10 protein-coding genes are annotated in these 14018 nt (G+C 67.0%); 6 read left to right on the top strand and 4 right to left on the bottom strand.

The annotated features are described in order from the left end of the window. The first annotated feature begins 30 nt into the window (after positions 1-30). Positions 31-363 carry a four-helix bundle copper-binding protein gene (locus FQV39_RS12765; protein ID WP_149130629.1) on the top strand — a complete coding sequence of 111 codons (333 nt, stop codon included), beginning with the start codon at positions 31-33 and terminating at the stop codon, positions 361-363. A gap of 159 nt (positions 364-522) precedes the next feature. On the opposite strand, the gene FQV39_RS12760 is transcribed toward FQV39_RS12765, so the two are convergent. After that, positions 523-1536 (bottom strand): zinc-binding alcohol dehydrogenase family protein, encoded by a 1014-nt coding sequence (locus FQV39_RS12760; protein ID WP_149130628.1) that lies wholly within the window; start codon positions 1534-1536, stop codon positions 523-525. A 99-nt stretch (positions 1537-1635) separates the two neighbouring features. Here FQV39_RS12760 and FQV39_RS12755 point away from each other — a divergent pair, with 99 nt between their 5' ends. After that, the gene (locus tag FQV39_RS12755) at positions 1636-2004 is read left to right on the top strand and encodes a winged helix-turn-helix transcriptional regulator (protein ID WP_149130627.1); all 369 of its coding nucleotides are present in this window, start codon (positions 1636-1638) and stop codon (positions 2002-2004) included. A 46-nt stretch (positions 2005-2050) separates the two neighbouring features. Here FQV39_RS12755 and FQV39_RS12750 read toward each other — a convergent pair whose 3' ends face one another. Genes FQV39_RS12750 through FQV39_RS12740 form a run of 3 tightly spaced genes read right to left on the bottom strand, consistent with a single transcriptional unit; the run spans position 2051 to position 8858 of the window. Then, a complete protein-coding gene (locus tag FQV39_RS12750; RefSeq protein WP_149130626.1) occupies positions 2051-2929 on the bottom strand; it encodes a transglutaminase family protein in 879 nt (292 codons plus the stop codon). Then, positions 2926-5448 carry a circularly permuted type 2 ATP-grasp protein gene (locus tag FQV39_RS12745; RefSeq protein ID WP_149130625.1) on the bottom strand — a complete coding sequence of 841 codons (2523 nt, stop codon included), beginning with the start codon at positions 5446-5448 and terminating at the stop codon, positions 2926-2928. The genes FQV39_RS12750 and FQV39_RS12745 overlap by 4 nt, the downstream gene beginning before the upstream one ends. Before the next feature lie 8 nt (positions 5449-5456). Beyond that, positions 5457-8858 (bottom strand): transglutaminase family protein, encoded by a 3402-nt coding sequence (locus tag FQV39_RS12740; RefSeq protein WP_149130624.1) that lies wholly within the window; start codon positions 8856-8858, stop codon positions 5457-5459. Between the two features lie 246 nt (positions 8859-9104). On the opposite strand from FQV39_RS12740, the gene FQV39_RS12735 reads away from it, so the two are divergent. The 4 genes from FQV39_RS12735 (at position 9105) to FQV39_RS12720 (ending at position 13919) form a co-directional block, all read left to right on the top strand. Then, positions 9105-10697, top strand: a complete 1593-nt coding sequence (locus tag FQV39_RS12735) for an ABC transporter substrate-binding protein (RefSeq protein WP_149130623.1) — start codon at positions 9105-9107, stop codon at positions 10695-10697. A gap of 364 nt (positions 10698-11061) precedes the next feature. Continuing rightward, positions 11062-12126, top strand: coding sequence for an ABC transporter permease (locus tag FQV39_RS12730; protein WP_149130622.1), 1065 nt, complete (start codon positions 11062-11064; stop codon positions 12124-12126). Between the two features lie 10 nt (positions 12127-12136). After that, complete coding sequence (nikC, locus tag FQV39_RS12725) at positions 12137-13042, top strand: nickel transporter permease (RefSeq protein WP_149130621.1); 906 nt, start codon at positions 12137-12139, stop codon at positions 13040-13042. A 4-nt stretch (positions 13043-13046) separates the two neighbouring features. Then, the gene (locus FQV39_RS12720) at positions 13047-13919 is read left to right on the top strand and encodes an ABC transporter ATP-binding protein (protein WP_149130620.1); all 873 of its coding nucleotides are present in this window, start codon (positions 13047-13049) and stop codon (positions 13917-13919) included. Positions 13920-14018 lie beyond the last annotated feature (99 nt).

The following is a 14018-nucleotide window of genomic DNA, read 5'->3' as shown; positions in this document are numbered from 1 at the left end:
ATCGGGAAACATCCCGATCGGAGCTGCGACATGCACCATCTCGACGCCCATACGGCCACTGCCGTGGATCAGGCCCTGTATTGCTACAAGACCTGCCACGGCATGGCGATGACCCACTGCCTCGAGGTGGGCGGAGATCATGCCGAGCCCGCCCATCTGCGCCTGATGGCAGCCTGCGCCGAAATCTGCCGCACGACGGCGCATCTGCTCCTGATGAACTCCAAACACGGCAAGCATCTGTGCTCGGAATGCGCCGAGGTCTGCGATGCCTGCGCCGCGGATTGTGAGCGGGTCGGTGGCATGGAAGACTGCGTTGCCGTCTGCCGCTCCTGCGCCCAGGCCTGCCGCGTGCTGACCCACTAGAGCAGTTTTCGATCAAACTGCACCGTCATTGCGAGCGCAGCGAAGCAATCCAGGGGGACGTAGAGCTCAGTGGCCCCTGGATTGCTTCGTCGCTTCGCTCCTCGCAATGACGGCTCGGGTGGTTCAAACGGATCGAAATCAGCTCTAGCCGGCGCGCCGTCAGAAACCTTCCAGCACGATCTTGCCCTTGGCGCGGCCGCTCTCGATCAGGGCATGCGCCCGCTTAAGATTGGCGGCGTCGATCGCGCCGAAATGCTCGGCGAGCGTCGAGCGGATCGTGCCGGCATCGACCAGTCGCGAGACCTCCGCGAGCAGCTTGCCCTGCTCGTCCATATCCGCGGTCTGGAAGAGGGAGCGCGTGAACATCAGCTCCCAATGCAGCGAAAGGCTCTTGCGCATCAGCGGCATGGCGTCAAGCGTCGGTGGGTTGTCGATGACGCCGAGTCGGCCCTGCGGCGCCAGCAGTTCGGCGATGCCGGCCAGATGCTTATCGGTGTGGGTGGTCGAGAATACGAAGGCCGGTGCGCCGAGACCGAGCGCGGTGACCTGCTCCGGCAGGGGCCTGGTGTGGTCGACGACATGGTGGGCGCCGAGGTCCCTGACCCAGGCCTGCGTTTCGGGGCGGGAGGCGGTCGCGACGATGGTGACGTCCGTCAGCCGGCGAGCGAGCTGGATCGCGATCGAGCCGACGCCGCCGGCACCGCCAATGATCAGCAGCGCGGGCGCGGCTCCGGGCACGGTTTCGCGAATTTTCAGACGGTCGAACAGCATTTCCCAGGCGGTGATGGCCGTCAGCGGCAGTGCGGCGGCCTCGGCGAAGCCGAGCGAGGCGGGCTTCGGCCCGACGATGCGCTCGTCGACGAGGTGGAACTCCGCATTGCTGCCGAGCCGGTCGACCGCGCCGGCATAGAACACCGCGTCGCCCGGCCTGAAGCGCGTGACCTCGGGGCCGACGGCCTCGACGATACCGGCCGCATCCCAGCCGAGCACGGCCGCTTCCCCGGCCGCCGGTTGGTTGCGCCGGCGCATCTTGGTATCGGCCGGGTTGACCGAGACGGCCTTGACCGCGACGAGCAGGTCGCGCCCGCCGGCAACCGGCTTCGGCAGGTCGAGGTCGATCAGGCTGTCTTCGGCGGTGATGGGTTGGGACTGGCGATATCCGACGGCGCGCATGGCGGCTCTCCTGCGTTGCGATGGAGGCCAGATGCGCATAACCTCGAAAGCGCGCAAGAACGCACAATTTCAGCCGATAGTGTCGAAAAGGATACCGTCATGCCACCGCGTTTCCGTGAGCCGCCTGGCCTGCCCGGCTGTCCGGTGGAGGCGGCGTTGAGCTTCATCGGCGGCAAATGGAAGGGCATCGTGCTCTACCATCTGCTCGGGGGCACGCTGCGCTTCAACGAGATCAGGCGGCGCATGCCGGGCGTGACCCAGCGCATGCTGACGACGCAGTTGCGCGAGCTGGAGAGCGACAGCCTGATCGTGCGCGTCGTCTATCCCGAGGTGCCGCCGCGCGTCGAATACAGCCTGTCGGCGAAGGGCCGGACGCTCGGGCCCGTCATCATGGCGCTGAAGGCCTGGGGCGAGGAGCATGTCTGCTCGCCGGCGATATCCGCCCGTCCGGCCAACACGGCTGCTTGAGCAATCCGGCGCCGGCGCAGTCGGCCCATATTGCCGGGATGTCGCCTCAACCCACCGGGATGACGTCCACTGCGACGCCGATCTTCTGCGAGCCGGGGCCGATCACCACGCCGTCGAGTGGCGAGACATCGGCATAGTCGCGGCCGAAGGCGGTGACGATGTGATCATCGGCGACGATGAGGTCGTTGGTCGGGTCGAGGCCGATCCAGCCCGTCTCCGGGCCGCACCAGAGCAGCACCCAGGCATGGCTGGCGTCGGAGCCTTCGAGCCGCTTTTCGCCGGGCGGCGGGATGGTGCGGATATAGCCGCTGACATAGGCGGCCGGCAGGCCGAGGCCGCGCAGGCCGCCGATCATGATATGCGCGAAATCCTGGCAGACGCCGTGGCGCTGGGCGAAGGCCTCGGCGATGGGCGTGGTGACCTCCGTCGCCTCGGGATCATAGGCGAAGTCGCGCCGGATGCGCGCCATCAGCTCGCTGGCGGCTTCGAGCACCGGTCGCTTCGCGCCGAAGCTCTCGGCCGCATAGGCGATCACGGCCGCGACAGGGGGAACGAGCCGGCTCGGATAGAGGTGATGCGCCGGTGAAGCCGGGGCAAGGCTGTTCGACGCCAGCGCGAGCTGCGCGACCTCCTCCCAGTGGCGGGTCAGGCCGGCATGGGGCGGGGCCTGCCGATTCACCTCGATCCGGGCGCGCATCTCCACCTTCAGCTCGCGGTGCGGCTTGGCGATCGTGACCGTGGTCATCCGATTGCCGAAGAAGCAGATGCCGTCGCCGCGCTCGGCCGGCCGCGGCGAGATCGAGAGCTCGGCCTTCCGCACGATCTGGCCGGGGCCGTCATGCGGCAGCAGCCGCAGGATGCAGCGGGAGAACGGCACCTGCCGGCTGTAGCCATAGGTAGTGACGTGGCGCAGCTCGTAGATCACGCGATGCTCGTCATTCGCGAGCCTTCCGGGCCGCTGTTCTGCAGGAAATAGCGGTCGGCGATGGCGCTGGAAACGCCCATCAGCAATTGCTCGAACAGCAGGATGCTGGTGCGGTCGAGCCGGCTCGCCTCGGTCGTGCGGCAATCGGCGGCAAGCCGCAGCATCAGTCGGCGCGGCGCTTCTAGCATGCCGTCGTCGGAGAGCGTGGGCAGGGCGGCGATTTCGGCATCGAGCCGTTCGATCTGGAAGGCGACCGAGCGGGGATTGTAGGGGTCGAGCATCACCAGATCGAGCACCGGCTGCAGGCTCGCGCCGAGCAAATAGCGCGAGCGGTAGGTGATCTGCGAATCCGTCAGGTCGAGCAGGGCGTCGAGGCTGTCGCCGGAGGCGTGACTGTCGGCGAATTGCCGGGCGAAGCGGCAGGTCGCGATGCCGCGCTCCAGGCGCCGGCCGATGTCGAGGAAGCGCCAGCCCGCGCCGCGCACCATGTTCTCCTGGCTGAGGCCCGAGAAGGCGGCGAGCGTCTTCAGCGCCCGGTCGGCGCTCTCATAGGTTTCGCCTTCGCTTTGCTTGCGCCCTTCCTCGGGCAGAAGCTGGCGCTGCAGGTCGCTGAACAGGCGCCAGGCATCGACCGAGAGGCGCTCGCGGATCACCGAAGCGGTGCGCCGGGCCTCCCGGATCGAGGCGGCAGCCGAACCGTAGTCGTCGAAGCTGAAGAGCGCGGCGCGCGCCTGCACCGCCGGATCCTTGTGGCCGGTGCCGCCGGGGGCAGCGCCCCAGGCGATGAGCGTGCCCGCGAGCTGGCGGACGGTCTCGCCGTATCCCGGTGCCGGATCCGGATCGATCAGCCGGCTGAGCAGGGCCCGGACCAGCCGCAACGTCGCTTCGCCGCGCTCCAGATAGCGGCCGAGCCAGAACAGGTTGTCGGCAGCGCGGCTCGGCAGCGTGCCGGTCACGCGCCGAATGCTGGTGCGGTCGGGCGTCGGCAGCAGGCTGATCTGCGCGACGGGTTCCGCCGAGGTGATCCAGACATCGCTGGAGCGGACGCCGTTGCGCAGGCTGACCGCGCGTGCATCGGGTTCGTCGGAGATGCGGCAGAAGCCGCCGGGCATCACCTTCCAGCCGTCGGGTGTCGCGGCGGCGAAGACGCGCAGTGTCATCGGATGCGGTTCGAGGCGCCCGTTCTGGAAGACCGGCATGGTTGAGAGCCGCACCACCTCCTGCCCGACATAGTCCATGCCGCGCGCCTCGATGCGTCGGCGCAGCGCCTCCCGCTCGGCCGGCGGCAGTTCGCCGGCCACGATCGGCGCCGTGTCGAGTCCGTCGCCGGCGCTGCGGAAGGCCGGCGCCACACTCATCTCGCCGAGCCGATCGAGCACCGCATCGCGTTCTGTCTGCTGGCCGCACCACCAGGTCGCGACATTCGGCAGGATCAGCTCCTCGCCAGTGAGCTGCTTGGCTAAGGCCGGCATGAAGCCCATCAGCGCGCGGGCCTCGACCACGCCGGAGCCGAGCCCGTTGGCGACATGGACATGGCCTTGCCTGACAGCCTCGACCAGCCCGGCCACGCCGAGCGCCGAGCCGGCATTGAGTTCGAGCGGGTCGGCGAAGTCGCCGTCGATCCGCCGCCAGATCACGTCGGCGCGCTTCAGCCCGGCGATGGTGCGGACAAGGACGCGACCCTCGCGCATCAGCAGATCGCCACCCTCGACCAGCAGGAAGCCGAGATAGCGCGCGAGATAGGCCTGCTCGAAATAGCTCTCGTTGAGCGGGCCGGGGGTGAGCAGGCATATCCGCGGCTCGACCCGCTTGGAACGGGCGACGAGCCCGGCGCGGAAGCTCTGGAAGAAGGCCGCGAGCCGTTCGATGTTCATGCTGCGGAACATGTCCGGGAAGGCGCGTGCCAGCGCCAGCCGGTTCTCCAGCGCATAGCCGGTGCCGGATGGAGCCTGGGTCCGGTCCTGTAGCACCCACCAGCGCCCGTCCGGCCCGCGGCCGAGATCGGCAGCATAGAGCTGGAGCGCGCCGCCGCCGGGCGCGCCATGGAGCGGGCGCAGATAGTCGGGGCTGCCGGTGATGACCGCAGCCGGCAGCAGCCCCTTCGCGATCAGCTCGCCCGGCCCGTATAGGTCGTCGAGCAATGTCGACAGGATCTCGGCGCGCTGCGTGACGCCCGCCGCGATCACCTGCCATTCCGCCTCAGGGATGACGAGCGGCACATGCGACAGGGGCCAGGCGCGCTCGCCGAAGCCCGGATCGTTCGCATCGATGTCGCCATGGACGCGATAGGACACGCCGGTGTCGCGGACATGCCGGTCGGCCAGGCCGAAGCGCTGCGAGAGCTCGCCCGGCGTCAGCGCGCACCATTCCGACAGGAACGGCTCCCAATGCGGCCTGACCTTGCCAGTCTCGTCGATGAATTCGTCGAAGGCGCCGGGCAGCGGCCGATAGCCGGCGAGCAGCGCAGCGCGTCGGTCTGCCCTGCTGCGTCCCGATCGGGTGCGGCTCTGCACTGCCATTCGCCTTGTCAGACCCCAGCTTGGCGCCTCAGATCCAGCGTGAGCGGAAATTCGGCACTGCGCTCTTCCGGCGGAATCGCCAGAGCGCCCGGACTATGACCGATCGCCTCGAAACGCGCGAGCCGTCTTGCTTCCGCCTCGTAGGAATTGACCGGGGGTGTCTCGTAATTGCGACCGCCGGGATGAGCGACATGATAGACGCAGCCGCCGAGCGAGCGCCCGACCCATGTATCGACGATGTCGAAGGTCAGCGGCGCATGGACGGGAATGATCGGGTGCAGTCCGGAGGCCGGCTGCCAGGCCTTGAAGCGCACGGCAGCGATCGCCTCTCCGGACATGCCGGTCTCCGTCATCGGCAGGCGCCTGCCGTTGCAGGTGATCAGGTGTCGGCCGGGGACAAAACCCTTCGCCTTCACCTGAAGACGTTCGACGGAAGAATCGACATAGCGCACGGTGCCGCCGGCCGCGCCTTCTTCGCCCAGGACATGCCAGGGCTCCAGCGCCTGCCGGATCTCGATCTCGACGCCGTCATGCGCGACCTTGCCGAAGAAGGGGAAACGGAACTCGGCCTGCGCCTCGAACCAGACGGGGTCGAAGGCGTAACCGGCCCGCTGGAGATCGGCGAGTACCTCGCGGAAATCCTGCCAGACCAGCTCAGGCAGCATGAAGCGGTCATGCAGCGCGGTGCCCCAGCGGACCAGCTTGCCTTCCTGCGGCTCGCGCCAGAACCAGGCGATCAGCGCCCTCAGCAGCAATTGCTGCGCGAGCGACATCCGCGCATCCGGCGGCATCTCGAAGCCGCGGAACTCCAGCAGCCCGAGCCGTCCGGTCGGCCCGTCAGGCGAATAGAGCTTGTCGATGCAGATCTCGGTGCGGTGCGTGTTGCCGGAAACGTCGACCAGCAGGTTGCGGAACAGCCGGTCGATCAGCCAGAGCGGGATCGGCGCCTCGCCGGGCTTCGGCACCTGCGCCATGGCGATTTCCAGCTCGTAGAGCTGGTCGTGCCGGGCTTCGTCGATGCGCGGGGCCTGGCTGGTCGGGCCGATGAACAACCCGGAGAACAGGTAGGACAGCGACGGGTGCCGATTCCAGTAGAGCACGATGCTCTTCAACAGGTCCGGCCGGCGCAGGAAGGGCGAATCCGCCGGCGTCACACCGCCGAGCACGACATGGTTGCCGCCGCCCGTGCCAGTGTGGCGCCCGTCGACCATGAACTTTTCGGCGCAGAGCCGCGCCTGCCGCGCCTCCTCGTAGACGCCCTGTGTGATCGCCACCGCCTCGCGCCAATCGGTCGCCGGATGGATGTTGACCTCGATCACGCCGGGATCGGGCGTGACCTTGATGACGTTGAGGCGCGGATCGAAGGGCGGCGCATAGCCCTCGATATGGACGGGCAAGCCGGTCTCTTCGGCGGCAGCTTCGATCGAGGCGACGAGATCGAGATAGTCCTCCAGCCGCTCGACCGGCGGCAGGAAAACGCACAGCACATTGTCGCGGATCTCGAGGCTGAGCGCCGTGCGCACATGCTCGCCGCCGATCTCCTGCTCGGTGCGCTGCTGGGCTGTGCCCGTCGCGCCCGGATCTACCTGTACCGTCATCTGCGGCGGCGCCCCGAAGCTGGTCGGCGCTGCCGGCATCGGTGGGCTGCCCGCACCGGGCGCCGGGGCAACCTGCGACGTGCCGGCGGGCGGCAAAGGCCCGCGCGGCTCCATCGGGTCCTGCGGATGGATATGCGGATATTCGGCTTTCGGGATGTCGGGGAGGGAGCCGAGCGGCAGTCGGTAGCCGACCGGCGAATCGCCCGGCACGAGGAAAAGCTTGCCGCGTCGCAGCCGCCACTTCTCCGAGCGCCAGCGCCGGTCGTTCGCTGCCGCCTGCCAGCGCTGCACAGGGATAACGAAGCCGCGCGGATGGCCCAAGCCCAGCTGGAAGACCTGCGCCATCCGCGCCCGCTCCTCCGGATCGGCGAGGCGGGAATCGAGCGGGTCGACATTGTCGGGAAGCTGCGCCTCTTTCAGCAGCCAGTGGCCGGTGTCCTCATAGGCGGGGATGACGTAATCGGCGCCGAGGCCGAGTTTTTCGGAAAGTCCCTTCGCCAGTGCTTTCGCATCGTGAACCGTGGCGCCGGCTTCCAGTTCGCGGTCGCCGCCGGTCATGGCGCCGGGCTCGCGGGCGATGAGGTCGGGATTGCGCCAGATCGGCTGCCCGTCCCGGCGCCAATAGAGCGCGAAGGCCCAGCGCGGCAGGCTCTCGCCGGGATACCATTTGCCCTGCCCGTAATGCAGCATTCCGCCCGGTGCGAAGCGCTCGCGCAGGCGCCGGATCAGCACGTCGGCGCGTTCGCGCTTGGTCGGCCCGACGGCGGCGATGTTCCATTCCGCCCCGGTCTGGTCGTCGATCGAGACGAAGGTCGGCTCGCCGCCCATGGTCAGACGCACGTCCTGCGCCTGCAGATCGGCCTCGACCTGATCGCCGAGCACATCGAGCGCCTGCCAGGATTCATCCGAGAAGGGCAGGGTGATGCGCGGCACCTCGTGCACCCGCGTCACGCTCATCTGGAAGTCGAAACTCGTCTCGGCATAGCTCGCCACACCCGAGACCGGCGCGGCCGAGCGATAATGCGCCGTCGCCGCCAGCGGCAGATGGCCCTCGCCGGTGAGAAGCCCTGACGTCGGGTCGAGCCCGACCCAGCCGGCGCCGGGGATATAGACTTCGGCCCAGGCGTGCAGGTCGGTAAAATCCTTGTCGGTGCCGCGCGGCCCCTCCAACGGATCGATGTCGGCCTTCATCTGGATCAGGTAGCCAGAGACGAAGCGGGCCGCGAGGCCGAGATGGCGCAGCGCCTGGACCAGCAGCCAGCTCGTATCGCGGCAGGAGCCGGAGCCGATCTGGAGCGTATGCTCCGGCTCCTGCACGCCCGGCTCCATGCGGATGCCATAGGCGATCAGCCGCTGCAGCCGCGCATTGAGATCGACGATGAAATTGACGGTGTTGACCGGCTCCCTCGGCAGCCCCGCAAGGAAGGCTTCGAGCAGCGGCCCGGCCGGCTCCGTCAGCAGATAGGGCGCGAGCTCCGCGTACTGCTCCGGCGTATAGGCGAAGGGGAAGGTCTCGGCCTCGGTCTCGACGAAGAAGTCGAAGGGATTGATCACTGAAAGCTCGGTGACGACATCGACCTCGATGCGGAATTCCCTGACGGGCTCCGGGAAGACGAAGCGCGCCAGCCAGTTGCCCGCCGGGTCCTGCTGCCAGTTCACGAAATGCTGCGCCGGCGTCACTTTCAGCGAATAGCTGTTGATCGCGGCCCGGCAGTGCGGCGCAGGCCTGAGCCGAATGATCTGCGGCCCGAGCGTGACCGGGCGATCATAGGAATAATGGGTGACATGGTTCAGCGCGGCGATGATGGCCAAGGTTCGGCTCCCCTCGGGACGCTGGCAAAGGCGGAAACCGCCGACCGGGTCAGGTTAGCGAGCCGGCTCGCGCATGCAAGGCATCCTGTGAGTAGGGGCGCAGCAAGCCGGAGAGCCTTTGCCCAAGAGATGTGCACAATGGCGAGCTGTTGGCCGGCCGTCGGCTGGACAGCCGAGCCGGACTGGTTGCAGATAGCGCGCAAGGGGCCACCGACGGTCCCAGAGACACGAACAATGGGGAAATCGATGCGTCACCTAGCCAAGTTGATGGCGGTTTCGGCCTTTACGGCCCTGATGTCGACGACGGTGGCCTTCGCGCAGACGCCGAAGGACACGGTCGTCATGGCCAAGCAGATCGACGACATCATCACGCTCGACCCGGCCGAGGCTTTCGAATTCTCGGGCGTCGAGGTTGTCGCGAACGTCTACGACAAGCTGATCAACGTCGATATCGCCAATAACAATGCGCTGGTGCCGGATCTCGCCGAGAGCTGGAGCGTCAGCCCGGACAGCCTGACCTACACCTTCAAGCTGCGCAAAGGCGTCAAATTCCACTCCGGCAATCCGCTGACCGCTGCCGACGTGGTCTACTCCATCCAGCGCGCGGTAACGCTGAACAAGTCGCCGGGCTTCATCCTGCGCCAGTTCGGCTTCGTCGCCGAGAACGTATTGGACAAGGTCAAGGCGCTCGACGAGAACACCGTCCAGATCACCGTTTCCAAGCCCTTCGCGCCGACCTTCTTCTACAACTGCCTGACCTCGGGCGTGGCCTCGATCGTCGATTCAAAGCTGGTCAAGGCGAATGAGAAGGAGGGCGACTGGGGCAATGCCTGGCTGAAGCTCAATTCGGCCGGCTCCGGTGCCTACAAGGTCCGCAGCTACCGCCCGAACGAGCAGTACACGCTCGACGCGAATGAGAGCTGGTACAAGGGCGCGCCGAAGAGCAAACGCGTTGTCGTCCGCCATGTCGCGGAGCCGGCTTCCCAGCGCCTCCTCGTCGAGAAAGGCGACGCCGATATCGCCCGCAACCTCTCCAAGGATCAGCTTGCGGCGGTCAAGAGCAACGATGCGATCAAGATCGTCCAGGGCGACAAGGGTTACATCCTCTATCTCGGCCTGAACCAGAAGAACCCGAATCTCGCCAAGCCCGAAGTGCGCGAGGCGCTGAAGTGGCTCGTCGACTACGCTTCGATCGAGAAGAACATCGTCGAGGGCACCTATAAGGGGCACGAGTCCTTCCTGCCGCAGGGCTTCCTCGGCGCGATCTCGGACAAGCCCTACAAGCTCGACATCGCCAAGGCGAAGGAGCTGCTCGCCAAGGCTGGTCTCGCCAACGGCTTCACCATCACCATGGATACCCGCTCGGTCGCACCGATCACCGATATCGCGCAGGCGATCCAGGCAACCTGGGCCCAGGCCGGCATCAAGCTCGAGATCATCCCGGGTGACGGCAAGCAGACCCTGACCAAATACCGCGCCCGCACCCACGACATCTATATCGGCCAGTGGGGCCCGGACTATCTCGACCCGCACACCAATGCCGAGACCTTCGCCATCAACGAGGACAATGGCGAGGACGCGAAGTCGAAGACGCTGGCCTGGCGCAATGCCTGGGATATTCCGGACATGACCAAGGTCACGCAGGGCGCGGTGCTGGAATCCGACGCCGCCAAGCGCAAGGCGACCTACGAGACGCTGCAGCGCGAGCACCAGAAGATCTCGCCCTTCGTCATCATGTTCCAGCAGATCGAGGTCTCGGCCGAGCGCAAGAACGTGAATGGCTGGGTCATCGGCCCGAGCTCGGACACGAACTTCTACGCGACCATCGTCAAGAACTGAGGCCTTTGCCTCAAGCGCCCCGCCACGGCAATCCAAGCCGTGGCGGGTTTCCCCCATGCCAACGCGCCGTCATTCCGGGCTTGACCCGGAATCCATCGTAAGGCTCCGCGCTCTACGATGGATTCCGGATCGGCGCGGCTTCGCCGCTTGTCCGGAATGACGCGGATTGGTTGCCTGAATGACATACTTTAGAACGCGCTGCGTTTTCACGGAACCGCGGGTCATCCCGGCCGGAGCGAAGCGGAGAGCCGGGATCCATGCCTGAACCTCGATCGGAAGCGCTCTGGCATGGATCCCGGGTCAAGCCCGGGATGACCGCGTGGTTCCGCGTAAGATCAGCGGACTCTAGAAACGGAGGCAGCGCATGACGACCGTGGTCCAGGCGCCTGTGCGCAAGAGCTCATCGCCGGGGAGGCTGGGTCGCTGGGGCCGCGCGCTCTCGCGCGAGCTGACGACCGTGGTCATCACCATGTTCGGCCTGCTGCTCGTCACCTTCTTCATCGCCCGCGTCATCCCGATCGATCCGGTGCTCGCCGTCGTCGGCGACAATGCCCGTCCCGAGACCTATGAGGCGGCGCGCATCGAGCTTGGCCTCGACAAGCCGCTCTGGCAGCAATTCGCCATCTATATCGGCAAGGTCTTCACCGGGAATCTCGGCACCTCCGTGCTGACCTCGAACCCCGTCACCGAGGACATCAAGCGCGTCTTCCCGGCGACGCTCGAACTCGCCACGCTGGGCACGCTGATCGGTGTGATGATCGGTGTCCCGCTCGGCATCCTCGCCGCCGTCAACCAGGGCCGCTGGCAGGACCAGGTCGCTCGCGTCGTCGGGCTGATCGGCTATTCCGTGCCGGTGTTCTGGATCGGCCTGATGGCGCTCTTGCTGTTCTACGCCAAGCTCGGCTGGGTCGCGGGGCCCGGCCGCATCTCCGTGGTCTGGCAGGACATCGTCACCACCCGCACCGGCATCATCATGCTCGACGCCGCTCTCGAAGGCGAATGGGAGGCCTTCTGGGACGCTTTTTCGCATCTCGTCCTGCCGGCGCTCGTCCTCGGCCTGCTCTCCGTCGCCTATATCAGCCGGATGACGCGCAGCTTCATGATCAGCGAGCTGCAGCAGCAATACGTCATCGCCGCCCGCGTGAAGGGCGTTTCGGAAACCGCCGTGATCTGGCGCCACGCCCTGCGCAACGCCGCGGTGCCGCTTTTCACCGTGATCGCGCTCTCCTACATGCACCTGCTCGAAGGCTCGGTGCTGACCGAGACGATCTTCGCCTGGCCGGGCCTCGGCCGCTACCTCACCAACGCGCTTCTCAACGCCGACATGAATGCGGTGCTCGGCGGCACGCTGGTGGTGGGCGTCGTCTTCATCGCGGTCAATCTGCTGACCGACATCATCGGCCGGCTGGCCGATCCGCGCGTGCGCTGAGGAGGCGGACATGAGCAACACCTCCTCCGCCGGCCTGTATGCCTGGCTGATCAGCGATTCTCCGGAATCGCGCCGCCAGGCCCGCCTCGGCCAGCTCTACCGGCAGTGGCTCGCCTTCAAGCGCAACCCAATGGCGGTGGCAGGTCTCGCCATCATCGTCCTGCTGCTGCTGGTCGCCGCCTTCGCGCCGCTGGTCGCGCCTTTCGATCCGCTCGCCCAGGCGCTCGACAAGCGGCTCCTGCCGCCGTCTTCCACCAACTGGTTCGGCACCGACGCGCTCGGGCGCGACATCTTCAGCCGCATCGTCTACGGCACGCGCATCACGCTGGTCATCGTACTGCTGGTCGTGGTCACCGTCGGTCCTTTCGGCCTCCTGATCGGCGCGGTGTCGGGTTATTTCGGCGGCTGGGTCGACCGGCTCTTGATGCGCATCACCGACGTCTTTCTCGCCTTTCCGCGCCTCGTGCTGGCGCTCGCCTTCGTCGCCGCGCTCGGGCCGGGCATCGTCAACGCCATCATCGCCATCGCGATCACGACCTGGCCGCCCTATGCCCGCGTCGCCCGCGCCGAGACCATGGTGATCCGCAACCAGGATTACATCGAAGCGATGCGTCTGCAGGGCGCCTCGCGTGCCCGCATCATCTGGAAGCATGTCGTGCCGATGTGCATGCCTTCGCTGATCGTGCGCACCACCTTCGACATGGCCGGCATCATCCTGACCGCCGCCGGCCTTGGCTTCCTCGGCCTCGGCGCGCAACCGCCGATGCCGGAATGGGGCGCGATGATCTCGGCCGGCCGCGAGCAGATCTTCGACCAGTGGTGGGTCGCGACCTTCCCCGGCATTGCGATCTGCGTCGTCGCGCTCGGCTTCAACCTGCTCGGCGATGGCTTGCGCGACGTCATGGATGCGAGGTGAGGCGATGCAGGCCTTTGCGAACAAAGCCGAACAGCCTCTTCTCGAGGTCGATAATCTCAAGGTCGATTTCCACACGCCGACCGGCATCGTGCGGGCTGTGCGCGGCCTGTCCTTCGCGCTGGGGCGGGAGCGCCTGGGCATCGTCGGTGAGTCCGGCTCGGGCAAGTCGATGACCGGCCGGGCCATCCTCGACCTGATCCCGCATCCCGGCGTTGTCAGCGCCGATGGCATGCGCTTCCGCGGCCAGAACCTGATGACGATGGACAAGGGTGCGCGGCGCAAGCTGCGCGGCCGCCACATCTCGATGGTGATGCAGGATCCGAAGTTCTCGCTGAACCCGGTCCAGACCGTCGGCAGCCAGATCGCGGAGGCCTACCGCATCCACCGCAAGGCCGGCGCCCGCGAGGCGCGCGAGCGCAGCCTCGCCATGCTGGAAGCGGTGCAGATCCGTGAGCCGGCGCGCGTCTATGATCTCTACCCGCACGAGGTCTCGGGCGGCATGGGCCAGCGCGTGATGATCGCGATGATGCTGATCGCCGAGCCCGAGATCCTGATCGCCGACGAGCCGACCTCGGCGCTCGACGTTACCGTCCAGCTGCAGATCCTGAAGATCCTCGACGATCTTGTCACCGAGCGTGGCATGGGGCTGATCTTCATCAGCCATGACCTGCATCTGGTGCAGTCCTTCTGCGACCGCGTCATCGTCATGTATGGCGGCAAGGTAATGGAGACGCTGCCGGCGGCCGAGCTTGCCGACCCCTCCGCGCGCAGCCGGCGCCATCCCTATACGCTCGGCCTGCTCGAATGCCTGCCGGACCTCGACCATCCCCGGGCGAAGCTCTCCACCCTCAACCGCGACCCGGCCTGGCTGGCATGACGAACATCCTCCACCGTCATTCCGGGGCGCTGCGAAGCAGCGAGCCCGGAACCCATAACCGCTGTGGCAGCCGGATGTGGCTCGGCCGTTCCGCTTGTC

It is taken from the genome of Bosea sp. F3-2 (assembly GCF_008253865.1).
Classification (GTDB): Bacteria; Pseudomonadota; Alphaproteobacteria; order Rhizobiales; family Beijerinckiaceae; genus Allobosea.
Note: the sequence above shows the minus strand (reverse complement) of the source record. Positions and strands in the feature narration are given on the sequence as shown.

Bases quoted from the DNA above. Each gene is read 5' to 3' on its own strand.
- FQV39_RS12765 (WP_149130629.1), top strand. From the start codon at position 31: ATGCACCATCTCGACGCCCATACGGCCACTGCCGTGGATCAGGCCCTG.
- FQV39_RS12760 (WP_149130628.1), bottom strand. From the start codon at position 1,536: ATGCGCGCCGTCGGATATCGCCAGTCCCAACCCATCACCGCCGAAGAC.
- FQV39_RS12755 (WP_149130627.1), top strand. From the start codon at position 1,636: ATGCCACCGCGTTTCCGTGAGCCGCCTGGCCTGCCCGGCTGTCCGGTG.
- FQV39_RS12745 (WP_149130625.1), bottom strand. From the start codon at position 5,448: ATGGCAGTGCAGAGCCGCACCCGATCGGGACGCAGCAGGGCAGACCGA.
- FQV39_RS12735 (WP_149130623.1), top strand. From the start codon at position 9,105: ATGCGTCACCTAGCCAAGTTGATGGCGGTTTCGGCCTTTACGGCCCTG.
- FQV39_RS12730 (WP_149130622.1), top strand. From the start codon at position 11,062: ATGACGACCGTGGTCCAGGCGCCTGTGCGCAAGAGCTCATCGCCGGGG.
- nikC (WP_149130621.1), top strand. From the start codon at position 12,137: ATGAGCAACACCTCCTCCGCCGGCCTGTATGCCTGGCTGATCAGCGAT.
- FQV39_RS12720 (WP_149130620.1), top strand. From the start codon at position 13,047: ATGCAGGCCTTTGCGAACAAAGCCGAACAGCCTCTTCTCGAGGTCGAT.